This window comes from Vibrio harveyi, from assembly GCF_030060435.1.
GTDB lineage: Bacteria > Pseudomonadota > Gammaproteobacteria > Enterobacterales > Vibrionaceae > Vibrio > Vibrio harveyi.
In genome coordinates this window covers 2957901-2976409 of record NZ_CP125875.1, presented here as the reverse complement: position 1 = coordinate 2976409, position 18509 = coordinate 2957901, and the positions used below count along the sequence as shown (strand labels likewise).

The window sequence follows — 18509 nt, the reverse complement described above, 5'->3', positions numbered from 1 at the left end:
AAAACTACAAAAGTTCTTTGCAAATCTGACCAATTGTTGTACATTATCTCTCGTAGGGTACAGAGGTAAGATGTTCTATCTTTCAGACCTTTTGTTTCACGTTATTGGATTAGGCTGATTCAGCCGCCCCAGTCAGTTTTTGACTGGGGCGTTTTTTATTGGGCGAAAGAAAAATTTTCTTTTTGATCAGTAAGTTAAGCTAAACCCTCAAAAACCTTCTTTTTTGACCTCTCTAAGTCACTGCAAAATCTCGATTTTTCCTTTAAATTTATTGCGTTATTCATGCTGTAAATTTACGCCAGTCACACTATTATTTTTTCTTGAAAGAAACTAAGTTACGTCTTTTTGATACTTCGTTTAACTTAACTATCTGAATGTTAAGACTATTGGATGGTTTGGGTGGGGATATTTGTCGGTGAGCAGGAAATAAGATTGCTTTTTAACCTATTGAAATCGAATCTCAGTTCAGTAATGCTTCGCCACATAACAATAATTACCAATTTTTCTCTCCCGTTATCCCTGCCAGGAAGGTGGGGATTTTTATTGCCTGAAATTCACGTTTTTAGATGACAGATAAACAAAAGCCCCACCAAAAGGCAGGGCTGTGTCGAAAAAATTTAACAAATTTTGTTAATTATTCTTCGCCGCTCTCTGGAGCGTTTTGCTCGTCTTCTTCAATCAAGTGTGCAAATGCTGGTGCAAACCAAGTGTCCAGTTTGGCACGTAGCTGATCGACACCTAGACCTTTCAGTGAAGAGAACACATCAACCGATACGTCACCACCAAATGTTTCCACTTGCTTGCGGATTTTCAGTAGCGTTTGTTTGCGAGCACCGCTTTTCAGTTTGTCTGCTTTAGTCAGAAGAACTTGAACAGGGATGCGGCTGTCGATTGCCCAGAAAATCATTTGTTGGTCGAGATCTTTCATTGGGTGACGGATGTCCATCAGAACCACCAAGCCTTTTAGGCACTCGCGTTTCTGTAGGTATTCACCTAATGATTTTTGCCATTTGTTCTTCATCTCAACCGGTACTTGAGCGAAGCCATATCCTGGCAAATCGACAATGTGACAACCTTCTTCCACTTTGAAAAGGTTGATCAATTGAGTACGACCTGGTGTCTTTGATGTCTTTGCTAAGCTTTTTTGGTTAGTAAGACGGTTAAGTGCACTCGATTTACCAGCGTTTGAGCGTCCTGCAAACGCAATTTCGACACCTTCGTCCTCAGGTAAGTGACGAATATCGGGTGCGCTGGTGATGAAATGCGTGTTTTGGTAATGAATTTTTACGCTCACTGTTAACTCCATCTCGACTTTGTGTAGTCGATTGATTACTTTTTTGTGAAATTGTGTAAAATAACCGTGCTCGGCATAAGGTCGCCTATTGTACCATGAGTGTACGCGGTATGTTCACATTCCGTGGTACTGGAAGCTTGATAATTATAATGGAATGTCATGAAGAAATTAGCGCTAATTTTGAGTCTTTTAGCCAGTTGCTCAGTATGGGCCCAAGGTAATATTGAAGCTGGTAAAGCAAAATCACAAACTTGTGTCGCCTGTCACGGAGCGGACGGTAACAGTGCAATCGCAATGTACCCGAAACTTGCAGGCCAACACGCTAAGTATCTTGAGAAGCAGTTAAAAGATCTAAAACTAGGTATGACTAGTGGTGGTAAGCAAGGTCGTTACGACCCTGTGATGAGTGGTATGGCAATGCCACTGAGCGATGAAGACATCGCTGATCTGTCTGCATACTATGCCTCTCTACCAATCTCAGAGAGTTCAACACCAGAAGATGTTGTTGACAAAGGTAAAGTACTTTACACCGCTGGTAACGCAGAACGCGGTCTAACCGCATGTATCGCATGTCACGGTCCTCGTGGTAACGGCACTGAGCTTTCAGGTTTCCCTAAAATTTCTGGTCAGCACTCTGACTACATCAAAGCTCAGCTAGAAAAGTTCCGTGATGGTAACCGTGGTAACGATATGAACGCCATGATGCGTGACATCGCGAAAAAAATGACAGACGAAGACATCGAAGTTCTGTCGAAATACGTTGGCGGTCTGCACTAAACCCCTACATAGTTCGAGCACAGTTATACAAATATGCCCTAGCTTTTTTGCTGGGGCATTTTTGTTAGTGATCTTGATCACATATGGATTTTCATTCACAAGTGATAGTTAGCTCGGTGCTTTGTGAGACATTTGCCATACTTGTTCGATACTATTTCTCATCTTGTTCTTTAAGTTATTGATAGATTGAACTATTTATTTTTGACCCAAAAAACCTATCAATAATTTTTTTCAATGACTTGTCGGTTTTTATCCAGTCCGTAAAGTAGAGGCTGTTCACAAGGAGTGAATGACAGGAATTTAGACCATGGATATAAGGTCTCCAAGGACGCAAACGAAGGACGTTTGATAGTCGGAAAAGGGACTTAGGTAGGCAAGGAGCCTATCAGATATGGATGGTCATCTAGTCTAACGGTTAAGACAGCGAAACGGATCAAGCTCAGGAAGTAGCTCAGTAGACAGGAAGTAAACGGATAGCCAAAACTCATCAGGAAGATGAAGAACAACACTTTTTGGCAAGGAAAGCTCGAAAAACAAAAGGATTCTTGGTGCACCAAATGAGTGCAACACAGTTTCGCCACTATTGGTGGCATTCAGAAAGCGACAGTCTCACTGTCGCTTTTTTTATACCTTCAATTCCGATAAAAACTTTTTTAACAAAAACTGCTGAAAAAGTATCCAGTAACACTCCAATCTGAGTCCACTTTCTGGTATGTTTCGCATCCCTGTTTGAGGAAGTCAGCATGCACACCTGTCCTTTATGCCAGAATCAGCGCACTCACCACTTTTTTGAAGATAAGCAACGCGAGTATCTTCAATGTGAGCAGTGCAGTTTGGTATTCGTCAATCCAGACCAACGTTTGGATGCGGAAACTGAAAAAGCTCACTATGATCTGCATGAGAACAATCCTGAAGATATGGGATATCGCCGTTTTTTGGCACGAATTGCTGACCCAATCGCAGAGCGAATTTCACCACAATCGAACGGAATCGACTTTGGTTGTGGTCCGGGCCCTACGCTTTCCTTAATGTTAGAAGAAGCGGGGCACAACATGGCGTTGTACGATCTTTACTATCACCCAGATACTTGTGTGTTGGAAAAGCAGTACGATTTCATGACAGCAACAGAGGTGATCGAACACCTCTACCACCCAGATATGGTGTGGAAGCAATGGTTGAATTTAGTTAAGCCAGGTGGCTGGATAGGCCTGATGACGAAAATGGTCATCGATGTAGAAGCCTTTCGGACATGGCACTATAAGAACGATCCGACGCATGTGGTGTTCTTTAGCCGTGATACGTTCCAGTTCCTAGCAGAGCGGGATAAGCTCGAACTCGAATTTATTGGTAATGATGTAATTTTACTGAGGAAGACCCAGTAATGAGCCGTAAAAAGAAATCAAGAAAGCCAGGTGCCTCTGGCGCACCTGAGTTTGTTGTAACTCGTAACCGTACAGAATCTGATGTAGAAGGTCGTCTACGTAAGCGCGCGAAAAAGCGTAAAGGCTTGAAGACTGGTAGCCGCAACTCTGATGCGGAAGAGCAGAAGAAACAAGCCGCAGCGCAAAAACGCGATCCTCGCTTAGGCAGCAAGAAGAAGATTCCTCTGATTGTTGAGCCAGCGAAGAAGCAAACTAAACAAGAGCGTCGTCTATCTGCTGAGCAAGAGCTAGAGATGCTAGAAAACGATGCGCAATTGAACGTGTTGTTGGATCGTATCGAAGCGGGTGAGAACCTAGGTACTGGTTTACAGAAATATGTAGACGAGAAGCTAGATCGCATCGAGAAGCTAATGGATCAACTAGGTCTACTAGAGCCGGAAGAAGACGACGAAGACTTTACTGCGCCAGCAGTAAAAGGGTCTCGTAACGACGACGATCTACTTGCAGACTTCGACGATATCAACTTCGACGACTACAAAGGATAAGTAATCCATGAACGTAACCTTATTAGCGATTGCGGGTGCAGTGATTATTATCGCGCTGGCTTCTTATGCAGGTTACCTTCTGCTTCAATTGAAAAAGCAAAAGGAATTGCAGCTGAAGCATCAAAAATTGGCGATCGATAAGCGTAACGCCAACATTTTTGAGAACGTGCATACCTTGTGTCAGGCGGGCATCCAAGGGCAATGTGACTTGTCGGAAATCAGTATTCGTGTTTACAACATCATGGATTATGTCCAAGGTGAAGACCGTATCGATTTTGATGCCACATACCCTGCGATTTCTGAGTTGTACCATACCGTGAAAGATATGGCGCGCGGCGAAGATCGCCAGCAGCTTGCCAAAAAAGAACGTATGCAACAGAACCTGACGCGTCACAAAGCTGAACAGCGCTTAACGGACGCGATCATCGAAGAGCTCAAAGTGTTGCAAAAAGACGTTCAGCCACTGAATAACCAAATCAATATTCAGATGATCTAATTGGTGCCCCCGATGGTTTCCTTATAACCAATGGGGGTATCGTGATCACGCTAGCACTTCTTTGGTTTTATACTTAAAAAGCCGACAGCGACTACCGTAGTTGTCATCGTCGTATGGCAAAATAACGGTTTCTGAATATCGGGCGACGGCTTTCGTCTCCCTAGCATTTAACGGAAAGTACCACCATGTCGAATCAACACACTGAATCGAAACAGCAAATTGTCTGGGATCAAGCGGTATTGGATAAGTACAACTACTCTGGCCCGCGCTACACGTCGTACCCGACAGCACTGGAGTTTCATGAAGCGTTTACCATTTCGGACTACGATATGGCATGCACTCAGTACCCAGATCGTCCGCTATCTCTGTACGTTCACATTCCGTTTTGTCATAAGCTTTGCTACTACTGTGGCTGTAATAAAGTCATTACTCGCCATTCGCATAAGGCTGACGAATACTTGGATGTACTTGAGCACGAGATTCGTCAACGCGCGTCACTATTGGGTGAACGCCAGGTGACTCAATTGCACTTTGGTGGTGGTACACCAACTTTCCTATCTGAAAAGCAAATCACGCGTGTGATGAACTTGCTACGCCAAGAGTTTACGTTTAGTGCGGATGCGGAAATCAGTATTGAAGTTGACCCACGTGAAATCGAGCTCACTATGCTGGATCACTTGCGTGGTGAAGGCTTCAACCGTCTGAGCATTGGCGTGCAGGATTTCAATAAAGAAGTTCAACAGCTCGTGAACCGTGAGCAAGATGAAGCATTTATCTTTGCGATGGTTGCTCGCGCAAAAGAACTTGGTTTCCGCTCAACCAACCTTGATTTGATTTATGGTTTACCGAAGCAAACTAAGGCATCTTTTGCGAAGACACTAGAGCAAGTGTTAGAAATGCAGCCAGGTCGTTTGTCTGTGTTTAACTATGCGCACATGCCACAACTGTTTGCTGCGCAGCGTAAGATCAAAGACGAAGATTTGCCAAAAGCGGAAGAGAAGATGGCGATTCTGCAAGACACCATCGCTACGCTAACAGGTGCTGGTTACCAGTTCATCGGTATGGACCACTTTGCTATGCCAGATGATGAGCTTGCTGTTGCTCAACGTGAAGGCATCTTGCACCGCAACTTCCAAGGTTACACGACGCAAGGTGAATGTGACTTGGTAGGCTTTGGTGTTTCTGCAATTTCAATGATTGGTGATGCCTACGCACAAAACCAAAAAGAATTGAAAAAGTACTACGCACAAGTGAATGAATCTCGCCACGCGCTGTGGAAAGGTGTATCACTGGATGCGGATGATTTGCTACGTCGTGAAGTGATCAAACAGCTTATCTGTAACTTTAAGCTGGATAAGAAGGCGATTGAGTCTGAATTTGGCGTTAAGTTTGAGCAATACTTCAAAGAAGACCTAGAGCTACTACAAACCTTCATTAATGACGAGTTAGTGGAAGTGGATGACCGTGAAATTCGCGTTACGCTTCGTGGTCGTCTGTTGATCCGTAACATCTGCATGAGCTTCGATAAATACCTAAGAGCGAAAGCGCGTCAGCAGCAATTCTCGCGCGTTATCTAATCTTTAGCCGATTCTAGATATAAAAAATGCCAGCAAATGCTGGCATTTTTTTATGTTTTTGCGGCAATTAAGCGCGATCTTTCACTTTTTCTTTCAGTTCAGTTTTTTCTGCATCTGATAGGAAAGCGATGTCTAGACCGTTGATTTGTGCTTGGCGAATCTGTTCTTGAGTTAGGCCTGCTGCTGGTGCCGCCACTTCGTATTCGTAAGGCAGTTCAATACCTTCCACTGCTGGATCGTCCGTGTTTAGACACGCAAGTACGCCCTGATCTAGGAACTGTTTCAGTGGGTGGTTTGCTAATGATTCAACAGTGCTAGTTTGGAAGTTTGACGTTAGGCACGATTCAATACCAATACGGTTTTCTGCAAGGTAATCCATCAGTTTAGGATCGTGGATTGCTTTCACACCGTGACCGATACGTGTCGCTCCAAGCTCTTGAATAGCTTGCCACATGCTTTCTGCGCCAGCCGCTTCACCTGCGTGCACCGTTACATTCAGACCTGCGTCGCGCACTTGTTTGAAGTGAGACACAAAACGGTCACCTGGTTGACCAAGCTCATCACCAGCAAGGTCAACGGCAACCATGTGGTCTTTTTGGCTAAGGATTGCATCAAGCTCTTGCTGACACGCATCAGTACCGAAAGTACGGCTCATGATACCGATTAGGTTTGCCTTGATACCGAAATCACGTATACCCGCTTGCACGCCATCAACTACTGCTTCTACTACGCCTGCGACTGGTAGTTTGTGTTTCATCGCCATGTAGTATGGAGAGAAACGCAGTTCTGCGTAATCAATTTGCGCGTTTAGTGCGTCTTCAACGTTTTCGTAAGCAACGCGGCGACACGCATCTAGATCACCCAACACTGCTACGCCCCAATCAAGCTTAGAAAGGAAAGCAACAAGAGATGGCTCAGCTTCAACAATTTGAACGTGTGGTGTTAGTGACTCGATGTCGTAAGCAGGTAGCGCAATACCAAATTGCTGACCAAGCTCAAGAATAGTCTTAGTACGAATGTTGCCGTCAAGGTGACGGTGCAAATCAGTTAGGGGAAGATTCTTAGTTATCATTATGGCGATCCGGGTTTGTTGTGAACAGGAACTCAGCCCAAACATTATCAATGACAATACATGGGGAAGATTTGCAGTTAAGTATAAATAACAGTTAGGCAAGTTGTCAGTAGAGGATGACTAGGAAATCAACGATTTCAGCTGTTTTCTACTTCATGTTAACCAAATGTGTTGGCCATTCTTCCATCGGCATTGGGCGACTGTAGTAGAAGCCCTGAACCTGATTACAGCCAAGTGAACTGAGCAGTTGTGCTTGCGCAGCCGTTTCCACGCCTTCTGCTACTACATTGGTCTTCATGCCTTTGGTGATGTTGATGATCGCTGATACAACAGAGCTGTCGAGGTTCTCTTTAGTCAGACGATTAATAAAGGTGCGGTCTATCTTCAAGCAGGTAAACGGTAATGCGTGTAAGTAAGCCAGAGATGAGTAACCTGTGCCGAAGTCATCAATAGCAATACCTAGTCCCATTTCTCGCAGTTTGAGCAAATTATCCAGTGTCGTTGGTGCGCTGTCGATGATGCGCGACTCGGTGATCTCCAGCGTTACATTGGTGGCAGGCAGACCCGTTGTTCGCAGCACTTTCGCGACGGATTCAACAAAGTTAGGGCTTGAAAGCTGATGAACCGACACATTAACGTGTAATTGGAAGTCTTCAGGCCAACGTCTACTGTCGATTGCTTTACGAGTATCACTACACGCTTGGAATAAGATTTGTTGACCAATGGTCTTGATCATGCCGCTTTCTTCGGCGATTGGGATGAAATCTAACGGAGATATCATTCCCGAATCACTGTGCCAGCGTGCGAGTGCTTCGGCGCCACAAATGTTGCCTGATGCAAGATCAATAATAGGTTGGTAGAAAGGCACAAATTCACGGTTATCGATGCCTGTTTGAATCTTAGCGATCATCTGAGTTCGGAATTTAGACGCGCTCGCCATTTCAGGGCTGTAGTGGCAGACGCTGGTGCGAGAATCTTGTTTCGCGTAACTCAACGCAATACTGGCATTACGCAGCCATAAAGACATTGTCTGATCGGGCTGAGTGCGTACGACGCCAATAGAAACTTTAATGACGACCGTTTCACCATCAAGAACAAATGGTGCTGCCAACAGTTGGTGTAAACGGCGCTCAACTAAGCTGATGTCGCTATCACTGTTTGTGTTGGGCATGAATACGGCAAACTCATCACCACCGATGCGCGCTAGTGTCGCTTCATCTTGCAGTTGCTGTTTAAGGCGTTCAGCGATGTGTATCAGAAGCTTATCGCCGTTGTGATGACCAACACTGTCATTGATATCTCTAAATTTGTTGATCCCAATAAGATACAAACTCCCTTGCCCTGAGTGAGGTAAGCTGTCACTCACTTCTATTAGCCCTTGGCGGCTATACAGGCGGGTTAGAGAATCAAACTCAAGTTGTTCACGCAGTGCTTTAAAGGACGCTTTGAGGTTGCTTGCCATCTCGTTAAACGCTTGCACCAGAATAGTCGTCTCGTACACATAACCAGGACGAGGCATAGTGCTATCCCAATCGCCTTTCGCAAGGTGTTGGGCTGCTGTCGCTGTGGCATTGATGGGGCGAGTAACTCGGCTGAAGATAAGCATGCTAATGACGATGCCAACCAAGCTAACGAAAATACCCACCATCCAGCTTCTTTGCTGGTTCTTTGGTAGGGTGCCAAGCAGTTCTGTCTCAGAGATCGAAGTGCCAATAAACCAAGTTAAACCGTTAGCATCATGATATGGCGTGACTCGGCTAAAGGTGCGCTGACCGTTGAAGTCGAACTCAAAAGTATAAGGCTTATCGCTGTAGCTTAGGTTTTTGCCACTGACGCGAGCCGCGCTCATCTGAATGACTGGATCTGCACTTTCTGAAGCGAATAAGCGCTGACCTTTATCTGAGAACTTTGTCCCCCAAGAAATCACACTACCTTGTCCAGAGTGCGCCACTAAGCGTTGCTCTTGGTCCATGATGTAAACCGAGGCATTCGTATCTTGCTTAAGCTTTTGCAAAAATAAGTTAAACGTATTGATGCGCACATCGGTTACCAACACACCAGCAAACTCACCCATTTCATAGATAGGCGTCATCGCTGACAGAGTGATGTCTTGACGTTCGTCGGCATTAGCATAGATGCTCGACCAACGAGGTTTGTTGTCTTGAGCGATGGGTTGGTACCAAGGACGAGTGCGAGGATCGTAAGGCTCGATGATGGTGCGAATGTCATCACTGATGGTTTCACTACCGTAAATCACTAAGTTGCCATTGGTTCGATGGTCTTGAAGCATCAGTGTATAGGCGCCATCAGATTCACGACGAAAACCTGTAAAGTCCCCAGATTCTGAACCGAATGCAATGACATCTAACTGTGGGATCGAATGATACAAATCCTTAAAGGCACTTAACAGATAGTCTTGGATTTCTTTGGTGTCGTGCGGGCGATAAAGATTGTGGTAACTAACGTTGTGACCAAGCGCAGTCACTGCAGTGAAAGGCTTGCGCAGGTAATCATTCAGATGATCGTGGACACTCTCTGTTAATACAGAAAGCTGTTTGTCACTGATGTCGGTAACAACCTCTTCATAGCTCTGTTTCTGGACGTAAACAATCACACTGATAGCCAGCAAAAAAATCATCACAAAAGGGATGAGTACAGCGGTGCGTAGTGTAATTTGAGTCGTTGCGTTTGACATTGCCTAGCCATATAAGGGGTGTCGTACCATAATTGTACTGATACTTAGGTTATCAAGCGAGAGCAAAAGTGTGCGCTTGATAACCTTTTGTCAAACTCGTTGCCGCTTAAGGTCAGTACAGTTCTTTCAATTTTCTGGTTAGGGTATTGCGTCCCCAACCTAATACTTTAGCGGCATCTTGCTTATGACCTTTAGTATGTTCTAATGCGGCTTCCAATAAAATGCGCTCAAATTCTGGTAAAGCGTAGGAAAGCAGTTCTTTATCCCCAGCTTCTAGCGCATGGCGTGCCCAATCCGCCAATTGTTCTTGCCAACTGCCGCTGGTGGTTTCAGTGATGATTTTCTTTTCTTCCAGCAATTCGGCAGGCAAATCACTAGGTAGCACCTCACTTCCGCTGGCCATAACGGTTAACCAGCGACAGATGTTTTCCAGTTGGCGAACGTTACCCGGCCAATCAAGGCGATTAAGAATTTCCACCGAAGATGGATGCAGGGTTTTGGTTTCAACACCGAGTTCATCAGCCGCTCGAACGAGGAAGTGTTGGGTGAGTTTTTCAATGTCTTGCTTACGTTCTCTCAGTGCGGGGATTTGCACGCGAATAACGTTCAAACGATGGAATAAATCCTCGCGGAAATCACCTTCATGGACCAATTTTTCAAGGTTTTGGTGGGTGGCTGCGACAATACGAACGTCGACACGGATTGGAGAGTGCCCGCCAACGCGATAAAACTGACCATCCGCCAACACGCGCAATAATCGGGTCTGAATATCTAATGGCATGTCACCGATTTCATCCAAAAACAGCGTGCCACCATTGGCTTGCTCAAAGCGACCTTGACGGACGCTATTGGCACCAGTAAATGCGCCTTTCTCGTGACCAAACAGTTCCGATTCAATCAAGTCTTTTGGGATCGCAGCCATATTGAGGGCAATAAAAGGTTTGTTGGCGCGCGGACTGTGGCGGTGCAAGGCATGAGCAACCAATTCTTTGCCGGTACCCGACTCACCGTTGATCAGAACAGAAATAGAAGAGCGCGATAAACGACCGATAGCACGAAATACTTCTTGCATTGCTGGTGCTTCACCAATGATTTCAGGTGTATCAGTAGGGATATCGTCCGGTAGAAGTTGCTCGCGCTTGTTCTCTTGGCTGTGAGCGATGGCGCGCTCTACCAATGTGAGCGTTTCGTCGATATCAAACGGTTTGGGCAAGTATTCAAAAGCGCCTTTTTGGTAGGCGTTTACTGCCGCATCTAAATCGGAATGCGCCGTCATGATGATGACGGGGAGATCTGGGTAGTCGCGTTGTACTTGTTTTAATAGCTCTAAGCCATCGATACCCGGCATGCGAATGTCAGAAACTAAAACGTCTGGTACTTCACGTTCTAGCGCCATTAAAACGCTTTCCCCATCCGCATAGGTTTCGCATTTGATGTCGGCTGAGGAGAGGGTTTTCTCCATGACCCAACGAATCGAACTGTCGTCATCGACGACCCAAACATATCCTTTACTCATGTAATAAATCCTTGCAGCAAAAGCCTAAAAACTGACGAATAGCAAAGCCAATTAACCAAGTCAGATTGGCAAATAAATAGTAAAAGTGGTGTGACCTGGCCAACTCTCGACATCAATCTTGCCGCTATGCTGGTCGATCAAATTTTGTGAAATAGATAGCCCAAGTCCGGTTCCGCCTTCGCGTCCACTGACCATAGGGTAGAAAAGCGTGTCTTGCAGTTCGGGTGGAATTCCTGGTCCGTTATCAGTGATTTCAACGCGAGCCGCGAGTTTGCAACGCTGACCATGAATGTTGGCTTGATGCACCGTTCTGGTGCGTATGGTGATTTTACCGTGTTCTTTGTGGGACAGAATCTGTGCCGCATTGCTGACGATGTTGAGCATTGCCTGTTCGATTTGGTCCGCGTCCATCAAAATCTCTGGCAAGCTCGGATCGTAGTCTCGTTCGATGACGATCGAATGCTGTGACTCCAATTCGACTAATTGACGTACCTTCTCCAACACTTGGTGCAGGTTTTCTTGTGCTTTCTTACCCGGCTTTTGCGGTCCAAGAAGACGATCAACCAAGGCTCTCAATCGGTCGGCTTGTTCAATGATGATGTGTGTGTATTCCGTCAAGGAAGGGTCGGGCAGCATTTTTTCCAATAGTTGTGCTGCGCCGCGTAAACCGCCGAGTGGGTTTTTAATTTCATGCGCCAAACCGCGTACTAACAGTTTCGCCGCTTGTTGTTGAGCGTGTTGATTGAGCTCTTGAGTGAGGCGGCGTTGCTGATCAATTTTGCGCATCTCAACCAACAACATCAGCTGTTTTTGCCATGTAATAGGACTGACGGTGACTTCGAGCATCAAAGGACGCCCATCGACGACAAAAGTGACGTCGCTGTCAGTGATGCTTTGTCCGCTCTGCAATGGTTGAGTGAGCAGGGCGAGATCCAGTGACGCATGCTGAATTAACTGAGATAACGACTGTTCAACAATGCGTTTAGCACTTTGTGAGAACAACAACTCAGCAGCGGGATTGGCGTAACGTACCGCTAACCCATCATCAAGAATCAGCGTAGCTGTCACCATATTATTGAGAATAGCACTGGAGAGACTGGTATCCACATTACGTCCTTGTTTGCGTTGTGATTGTGCGTTGCACTATATTGGTGCAATAGAACGTAAGTATGGCGAATAAATCTAAGAAGAAAAAGTGAAAAGCGCCATCAGAGTGCGGTTTTTTTCACTTAATATTCTACTTTGCCCCTTTAATGGTCGGCTTGATACTCGCTCTATGTAAATGCACCGTTATAGGGCTAGTAGATGCAATAAGCTTGCCGCTTCTTTTTGCTTTTACCGCAAGGGTGTGTGTGCCACGGTCGATATTGTTTAACTGCCAAGTTAAGCGGCTTTGAGGAGCTCCATAAGGCTTACCATCAAGGATGAGTTGCAGTTGTTCGCCGATGCCTAATTTGCGGTTTGCTTCGAGCTGAATATTGATGACACCAGAGTTACTGCGAATGGTTTCATCGTGCTGTGGAGTGAGCATAGAGAGGGAAAGGGGTAACGGTTTATCCGTTTTAGTTTTTTTCTCTGTGGTCGGCTCCTGAGCTGCATTTGCTTGTGGAGCGAGAGACTCGGTGCTCTCCACTTTAGGGGCTGGAGCGCTGGATTCAAGATTTGGCAGAGAGATGGTCTTTGCGCCTTGGTTTGGTGTGTCACTGAAGTGCACCACACCGTCTTTATCCACCCAAGTGTACGCGACTTGAGCTAAGGCTGTCGTTGCAATCAGTACACTACTGAGGGCGCATAGTGATGGTAAAAGCTGAACTTTCATTGCTCACCTTCTTTTGATAGATGATTTCACGTTTAGGTGCTTAGCTCTTTGACTTATCAAGCAAAAGAGTCTGAGCGTATTTTAGTTATCCCTCCATGTTAAACGCCCAAATAGAGTGAGCGAATACAAAAAAGGCCCGCCTGCGAGGCGAGCCTAATATTTTGTAACTGCGTTTACATTTTACACAGCTGAAACCTTATACAGAGTAGTAAAGTTCGAACTCAAGTGGGTGAGTTGTCATGTTTACTTTCTCTACGTCTTGAGACTTAAGACCGATGTAAGAATCGATGAAGTCGTCAGAGAATACACCACCTGCAGTTAGGAACTCACGGTCTGCATCTAGTTCTTCTAGTGCATCTTTTAGTGAGTATGCAACAGTTGGGATTTCTGCTGCTTCTTCAGCTGGTAGGTCGTAAAGGTCTTTATCCATCGCTTCGCCTGGGTGGATCTTGTTCTTAATACCGTCAAGACCAGCCATTAGCATTGCTGCGAAACATAGGTATGGGTTAGCCGCTGGGTCACCGAAACGAACTTCGATACGACGCGCTTTAGGGCTTGGTACCACTGGGATACGGATAGAAGCAGAACGGTTACGCGCTGAGTAAGCTAGCATTACTGGTGCTTCGAAGCCTGGTACAAGACGCTTGTACGAGTTAGTTGATGGGTTCGCAAATGCGTTGATTGCGCGAGCGTGCTTGATGATACCGCCGATGTAGTAAAGTGCAGTTTCAGATAGACCGCCGTACTTGTCACCAGCAAATAGGTTTACGCCATCTTTTGCTAGAGATTGGTGAACGTGCATGCCGCTACCGTTGTCGCCAACTAGTGGTTTAGGCATGAATGTCGCCGTCTTACCAAATGCGTGAGCAACGTTGTGTACAACGTACTTGTAGATTTGAATTTCGTCAGCTTTCGTTGTTAGCGTGTTGAAGCGAGTTGCGATTTCGTTTTGACCCGCAGTTGCTACTTCGTGGTGGTGCGCTTCTACAACTAGACCCATTTCTTCCATTACTAGACACATTGCAGAACGGATGTCTTGAGATGAATCTACTGGAGCTACTGGGAAGTAACCACCTTTAACGCCTGGACGGTGACCTTTGTTACCTTCTTCGTAATCAGAACCTGTGTTCCATGCTGCTTCTACGTCATCAATCTTGAAGAAAGAACCAGACATGTCAGTTGCGAACTTAACGTCGTCGAATAGGAAGAACTCTGGCTCAGGACCGATAAGAACGGTGTCTGCAATACCAGTAGAGCGCATGAAGTCTTCTGCGCGCTTAGCGATAGAGCGTGGGTCGCGGTCGTAGCCTTGCATTGTTGCAGGCTCAAGGATGTCACAACGGATGTTTAGCGTTGCATCTTCAGTGAATGGGTCAAGCACTGCAGAAGATGCGTCTGGCATCATAACCATGTCTGATTCGTTAATGCCTTTCCAGCCAGCAACTGATGAACCATCGAACATTTTACCTTCTTCGAAGAAGTCTGCGTCGATTTGGTGAGCAGGGATAGAGATGTGCTGCTCTTTACCTTTTGTATCAGTGAAGCGTAGGTCAACAAACTTAACTTCGTTTTCTTGGATCAGTGATAAAACGTTTTCTACTGACATCTTGGATAACCTCCAGTGTTAATAAAGCGGTAAAAGCTCGATTTATGAAACATTAATTAAATCCAGCATTGATTAATCTGTTTGACATTTTATTAATCGATGCTGGTTTCTCTAAAGCCAAAACCGTGCCAAAAAAATTATTCCCTTAATTTCAATGGATTGCGTTTTTATACGCGAGTTTGGTGCAAACGATTGCACCAAAATGATCTGTAGGCGCACCGTTATGGTGCATTATTTTATTATTGCACCACAATGTGACAACTACGTTGCTTATTCAGCCCAGTTTTTGAGCAAGAGTCAATTTGTAATATGCGCGATTGGAATAAAGTTGCGTTGAATCAATTCGCATGGCGCTCTAAAGCGGGTGTTAAGCGTAAATTTGACAGAAATGCTCGGGAGTAGATCACATATCTCTATGCTTTTTGCTAGAATCTGGTACATTATGGCCGTTTTTTTAATCAGTAAATGTCGTCAGAGAGCACCCGTTCTCAGCATGAGGGCATTTCATCTATCTAAGTGAATCAATATCCATGGCTACTCCACAGATTGATAAATTAAGAAATATCGCGATTATCGCGCACGTTGACCACGGTAAAACAACGTTGGTTGACAAGCTGCTACAACAATCAGGCACGCTTGAGTCTCGCGGTGAAGCTGAAGAGCGAGTCATGGACTCGAACGACATTGAAAAAGAGCGTGGCATTACCATTCTTGCTAAGAACACAGCAATTAACTGGAATGACTACCGCATCAACATCGTAGATACTCCGGGACACGCGGACTTCGGTGGCGAAGTAGAACGTATCATGTCGATGGTAGACTCAGTTCTACTTATCGTTGACGCTGTTGACGGTCCAATGCCGCAAACTCGCTTCGTAACTCAAAAAGCATTTGCTCACGGTCTTAAACCAATCGTTGTAATCAACAAGATTGACCGTCCTGGTGCACGTCCTGATTGGGTTATGGACCAAGTCTTCGACCTATTCGACAACCTAGGTGCAACTGACGAACAGCTAGACTTTAAAGTTGTTTACGCGTCAGCACTTAACGGTTGGGCTTCTCTAGAAGAAGGCGAAACTGGCGAAAACATGGAACCTCTATTCGAAACTATCGTTGAAGAAGTAGCGGCTCCAGAAGTTGACCTAGACGGTCCACTACAGATGCAAGTTTCTCAGCTAGACTACAGCTCTTACGTTGGTGTTATCGGTGTTGCTCGTGTAACTCGTGGTAGCGTGAAAGCAAACCAACAAGTAACAGTTATCGGTGCTGACGGTAAAACTCGCAACGGTAAAGTGGGTACAGTAATGGGCTACCTTGGCCTAGAGCGTCACGAAGTTGAGCAAGCTAACGCTGGTGATATCATTGCAATCACAGGTCTTGGCGAGCTAAAAATCTCTGACACTATCTGTGCGCAAAACGCAGTAGAAGCACTACCGCCGCTGTCTGTTGATGAACCAACAGTAACAATGACGTTCCAAGTAAACACGTCTCCATTCGCGGGTAAAGAAGGTAAGTTCGTTACTTCACGTAACATCCTTGAGCGTCTAGAGAAGGAATTGGTACACAACGTTGCATTGCGTGTAGAGCAAACAGACGATCCAGACAAATTCCGCGTATCAGGTCGTGGTGAGCTTCACCTATCTATCCTGATCGAAAACATGCGTCGTGAAGGCTTCGAGCTTGCTGTATCTCGTCCAGAAGTAATCATCAAAGAAGAAGATGGTCAGCTATTGGAACCGTTCGAAACGGTAACTATCGACGTTATGGAAGAGCACCAAGGCGGCATCATGGAGAACATCGGCCTACGTAAAGGTGAGCTGAAAGACATGTCTCCAGATGGTAAAGGTCGTGTACGTATGGACTTCGAAATGCCATCTCGTGGTCTGATCGGCTTCCAAACTGAGTTCATGACGCTGACTTCTGGTTCTGGTCTTCTATACCATACGTTTGATCGTTACGCGCCACACAAAGGCGGTAACATCGGTCAACGTGTAAATGGTGTACTAATTGCTAACGCAATGGGTAAAGCGCTAACTAACGCACTATTCAACCTTCAAGAACGTGGTCGTCTATTTATCGGTCACGGTGTTGAAGTTTACGAAGGCATGGTTATCGGTATTCACAGCCGCGACAACGACCTAACAGTAAACGCACTGAAAGGTAAGCAGCTAACCAACGTTCGTGCATCTGGTACAGATGACGCACAGGTTCTTACTCCACCAATCAAGATGACTCTTGAGCAAGCACTAGAGTTCATCGATGATGACGAACTAGTAGAAGTAACACCTGAAAGCATCCGTATCCGTAAGAAATTCCTAACGGAAAGCGATCGTAAACGTGCTTCACGTTCAGCAAAATAATTTGCTGTAACGGATTCGATTAAGAATAAGCCCCGAGTTATGCTCGGGGCTTTTTGTATCTGAAGGAATAAGACGATGACGCCAATTGTTATCACTGGTGGACCGGGTGCAGGTAAAACCACCTTGTTGAATGCGTTAGGCGAGTTGGGGTACGCCACCTTTGCTGAAGGTTCACGTACCTTGATTGAGCAGCAAAGCCAATTGGACAATGGTATTTTGCCTTGGACGAATTTACCTGAGTTTGCCAACTTATGCCTTGAGTTTATGGGCAAGCAAAAGCGAGAAGCGCTGAATCATCCAGTCGCTTTTGTTGACCGCGCTATCCCAGACATCGTGGCGTATTTAAAAGTGGGCGGCTGTCCCGTTGAACAAGCCTTCTTGATTGAGAGTGCTGGGTACCAGAGTAAGGTGCTCACATGTCGACCTGAAGCCTCTATTTATGTTCAAGATGATGTGCGTCCACACAGTTTTAAAGAGGCGCTACAAATCCATCAAACCTTAGTCGATACCTATACTGAACTGGGGTATGAAGTGGTTGAAGTGCCATGGGGAAGCGTAGCTGAACGGGTGGTGTTTGTTCGACAAGTAATGGGCTTAGTTGCTGAGGTAGAAGGTGGGGAGTAAAGATAGAGCTTGGTAGGTATGCCGGTAACTGACGGAGCGAGGGATAGCATGGTCGCTAGATAGCAAAACCTCCTCACGAGGAGGAGGCTTTATCGAATTACTTTTGATTCAGCTGCTGTAAGAACTTATCTGACTCAGTAATCGCGGCATTCATTTGTTTGATTGCGTATTGAATGTCTTTCTCTAGGCTAGAGAATTCACCTTTCAGTGAGCCGATCGCGCTTGCGTTCAAGTTATGCTTGAGGTAAAGCGTGTTGTCACGCAGTGTATTCAATACTGGCGTCATTTTGTCTTCTGCACGCTTCATAGCGTTAAGCATGGTTTTGTAAGACGCTTTGGTTTCACGCAACTTCTGTTCGCTAGAGCGACGCAGTTTCGCACTGGTGTATAGGTCTAGCTCGCCTTGCCATTCATCAAACAGAGCATCTGACACATCTTCAATTGCTGCAATGCGGTCGCGTACATCTTGCGCCGCTTTTTCGCTGTCTTCGTATTTGTCGTTAATGTTGTTGTAGACGCTTTCTAGCTCACCGCCGTCAAAGTTAGTCAACGCAGAAAGAGCTTCTAGCGCGCTGGTGAACTCTTCTTGTGCGTCTTGTTGCGATTCTTTGGCGTCTTCCACACGATCAACCATAATGTCACGTTTGTGGTAACCCACTTGTTCCATTGCTGAATAATATGCGGACTGACATCCTGTCAAAGTGAAAATTGATAGTACAATTGCTAATAAATAAGGCATTCTTATG

General features: G+C 45.5%; 16 protein-coding genes. 8 read left to right on the top strand and 8 right to left on the bottom strand.

Annotated features, from left to right (window positions below):
* Positions 1-70 precede the first annotated feature (70 nt).
* Complete coding sequence (spfP, locus tag QMY49_RS27350) at positions 71-118, top strand: small protein SpfP (RefSeq protein WP_438356636.1); 48 nt, start codon at positions 71-73, stop codon at positions 116-118.
* A gap of 516 nt (positions 119-634) precedes the next feature.
* Here the strand turns inward: spfP and yihA are convergent.
* On the bottom strand, positions 635-1294 hold the full coding sequence (gene yihA, locus QMY49_RS14085; protein WP_005448545.1) for a ribosome biogenesis GTP-binding protein YihA/YsxC: 660 nt from the start codon (positions 1292-1294) through the stop codon (positions 635-637).
* Positions 1295-1453: 159 nt separating this feature from the next.
* Between yihA and QMY49_RS14080 the strand changes: the two genes are divergently transcribed.
* From QMY49_RS14080 to hemN, 5 genes are all read left to right on the top strand, one after another.
* A complete protein-coding gene (locus QMY49_RS14080; RefSeq protein WP_005448544.1) occupies positions 1454-2071 on the top strand; it encodes a c-type cytochrome in 618 nt (205 codons plus the stop codon).
* Between the two features lie 743 nt (positions 2072-2814).
* Positions 2815-3453, top strand: coding sequence for a class I SAM-dependent methyltransferase (locus tag QMY49_RS14075; RefSeq protein WP_005448542.1), 639 nt, complete (start codon positions 2815-2817; stop codon positions 3451-3453).
* Entirely contained in the window at positions 3453-3998 is a 546-nt protein-coding gene (gene yihI / locus QMY49_RS14070; protein ID WP_005448540.1) for a Der GTPase-activating protein YihI, read from the top strand. Before QMY49_RS14075 ends, yihI begins: the two co-directional genes overlap by 1 nt.
* Positions 3999-4005: 7 nt before the next feature.
* Positions 4006-4494: a DUF2489 domain-containing protein gene (locus tag QMY49_RS14065; RefSeq protein WP_005448538.1), complete on the top strand. Its 489-nt coding sequence runs from the start codon at positions 4006-4008 to the stop codon at positions 4492-4494.
* A 185-nt stretch (positions 4495-4679) separates the two neighbouring features.
* Positions 4680-6071, top strand: a complete 1392-nt coding sequence (gene hemN / locus QMY49_RS14060; RefSeq protein WP_005448537.1) for an oxygen-independent coproporphyrinogen III oxidase — start codon at positions 4680-4682, stop codon at positions 6069-6071.
* 67 nt (positions 6072-6138) lie between these two features.
* Here the strand turns inward: hemN and add are convergent, their stop codons facing one another.
* From add to glnA, 6 genes are all read right to left on the bottom strand, one after another.
* Positions 6139-7143: an adenosine deaminase gene (gene add, locus QMY49_RS14055; protein ID WP_283312069.1), complete on the bottom strand. Its 1005-nt coding sequence runs from the start codon at positions 7141-7143 to the stop codon at positions 6139-6141.
* A 148-nt stretch (positions 7144-7291) separates the two neighbouring features.
* On the bottom strand, positions 7292-9838 hold the full coding sequence (gene gepA, locus QMY49_RS14050) for a phosphodiesterase GepA (protein ID WP_283312068.1): 2547 nt from the start codon (positions 9836-9838) through the stop codon (positions 7292-7294).
* Positions 9839-9950: 112 nt separating this feature from the next.
* A complete protein-coding gene (gene glnG, locus QMY49_RS14045) occupies positions 9951-11354 on the bottom strand; it encodes a nitrogen regulation protein NR(I) (RefSeq protein WP_005448532.1) in 1404 nt (467 codons plus the stop codon).
* A 60-nt stretch (positions 11355-11414) separates the two neighbouring features.
* Positions 11415-12461: a nitrogen regulation protein NR(II) gene (gene glnL / locus QMY49_RS14040; RefSeq protein ID WP_283312066.1), complete on the bottom strand. Its 1047-nt coding sequence runs from the start codon at positions 12459-12461 to the stop codon at positions 11415-11417.
* Positions 12462-12591: 130 nt separating this feature from the next.
* Complete coding sequence (locus QMY49_RS14035) at positions 12592-13173, bottom strand: DUF4124 domain-containing protein (RefSeq protein ID WP_283312064.1); 582 nt, start codon at positions 13171-13173, stop codon at positions 12592-12594.
* A 196-nt stretch (positions 13174-13369) separates the two neighbouring features.
* Positions 13370-14779 (bottom strand): glutamate--ammonia ligase, encoded by a 1410-nt coding sequence (gene glnA / locus QMY49_RS14030; RefSeq protein WP_005448527.1) that lies wholly within the window; start codon positions 14777-14779, stop codon positions 13370-13372.
* A gap of 530 nt (positions 14780-15309) precedes the next feature.
* Here glnA and typA point away from each other — a divergent pair.
* Both typA and QMY49_RS14020 read left to right on the top strand, forming a co-directional pair.
* Positions 15310-17139: a translational GTPase TypA gene (typA, locus tag QMY49_RS14025; RefSeq protein ID WP_005448526.1), complete on the top strand. Its 1830-nt coding sequence runs from the start codon at positions 15310-15312 to the stop codon at positions 17137-17139.
* Between the two features lie 75 nt (positions 17140-17214).
* Positions 17215-17763, top strand: a complete 549-nt coding sequence (locus QMY49_RS14020; RefSeq protein ID WP_047512646.1) for an AAA family ATPase — start codon at positions 17215-17217, stop codon at positions 17761-17763.
* Between the two features lie 97 nt (positions 17764-17860).
* Here QMY49_RS14020 and QMY49_RS14015 read toward each other — a convergent pair whose 3' ends face one another.
* Positions 17861-18502, bottom strand: a complete 642-nt coding sequence (locus QMY49_RS14015; protein ID WP_026138173.1) for a DUF2959 domain-containing protein — start codon at positions 18500-18502, stop codon at positions 17861-17863.
* Between the last annotated feature and the right edge of the window lie 7 nt (positions 18503-18509).

Excerpts from the sequence above, each read along its gene's own strand:
- QMY49_RS14080 (WP_005448544.1), top strand. The coding sequence starts at position 1,454 with ATGAAGAAATTAGCGCTAATTTTGAGTCTTTTAGCCAGTTGCTCAGTA.
- QMY49_RS14075 (WP_005448542.1), top strand. The coding sequence starts at position 2,815 with ATGCACACCTGTCCTTTATGCCAGAATCAGCGCACTCACCACTTTTTT.
- yihI (WP_005448540.1), top strand. The coding sequence starts at position 3,453 with ATGAGCCGTAAAAAGAAATCAAGAAAGCCAGGTGCCTCTGGCGCACCT.
- QMY49_RS14065 (WP_005448538.1), top strand. The coding sequence starts at position 4,006 with ATGAACGTAACCTTATTAGCGATTGCGGGTGCAGTGATTATTATCGCG.
- hemN (WP_005448537.1), top strand. The coding sequence starts at position 4,680 with ATGTCGAATCAACACACTGAATCGAAACAGCAAATTGTCTGGGATCAA.
- add (WP_283312069.1), bottom strand. The coding sequence starts at position 7,143 with ATGATAACTAAGAATCTTCCCCTAACTGATTTGCACCGTCACCTTGAC.
- gepA (WP_283312068.1), bottom strand. The coding sequence starts at position 9,838 with ATGTCAAACGCAACGACTCAAATTACACTACGCACCGCTGTACTCATC.
- glnG (WP_005448532.1), bottom strand. The coding sequence starts at position 11,354 with ATGAGTAAAGGATATGTTTGGGTCGTCGATGACGACAGTTCGATTCGT.
- QMY49_RS14035 (WP_283312064.1), bottom strand. The coding sequence starts at position 13,173 with ATGAAAGTTCAGCTTTTACCATCACTATGCGCCCTCAGTAGTGTACTG.
- glnA (WP_005448527.1), bottom strand. The coding sequence starts at position 14,779 with ATGTCAGTAGAAAACGTTTTATCACTGATCCAAGAAAACGAAGTTAAG.
- typA (WP_005448526.1), top strand. The coding sequence starts at position 15,310 with ATGGCTACTCCACAGATTGATAAATTAAGAAATATCGCGATTATCGCG.
- QMY49_RS14020 (WP_047512646.1), top strand. The coding sequence starts at position 17,215 with ATGACGCCAATTGTTATCACTGGTGGACCGGGTGCAGGTAAAACCACC.
- QMY49_RS14015 (WP_026138173.1), bottom strand. The coding sequence starts at position 18,502 with ATGCCTTATTTATTAGCAATTGTACTATCAATTTTCACTTTGACAGGA.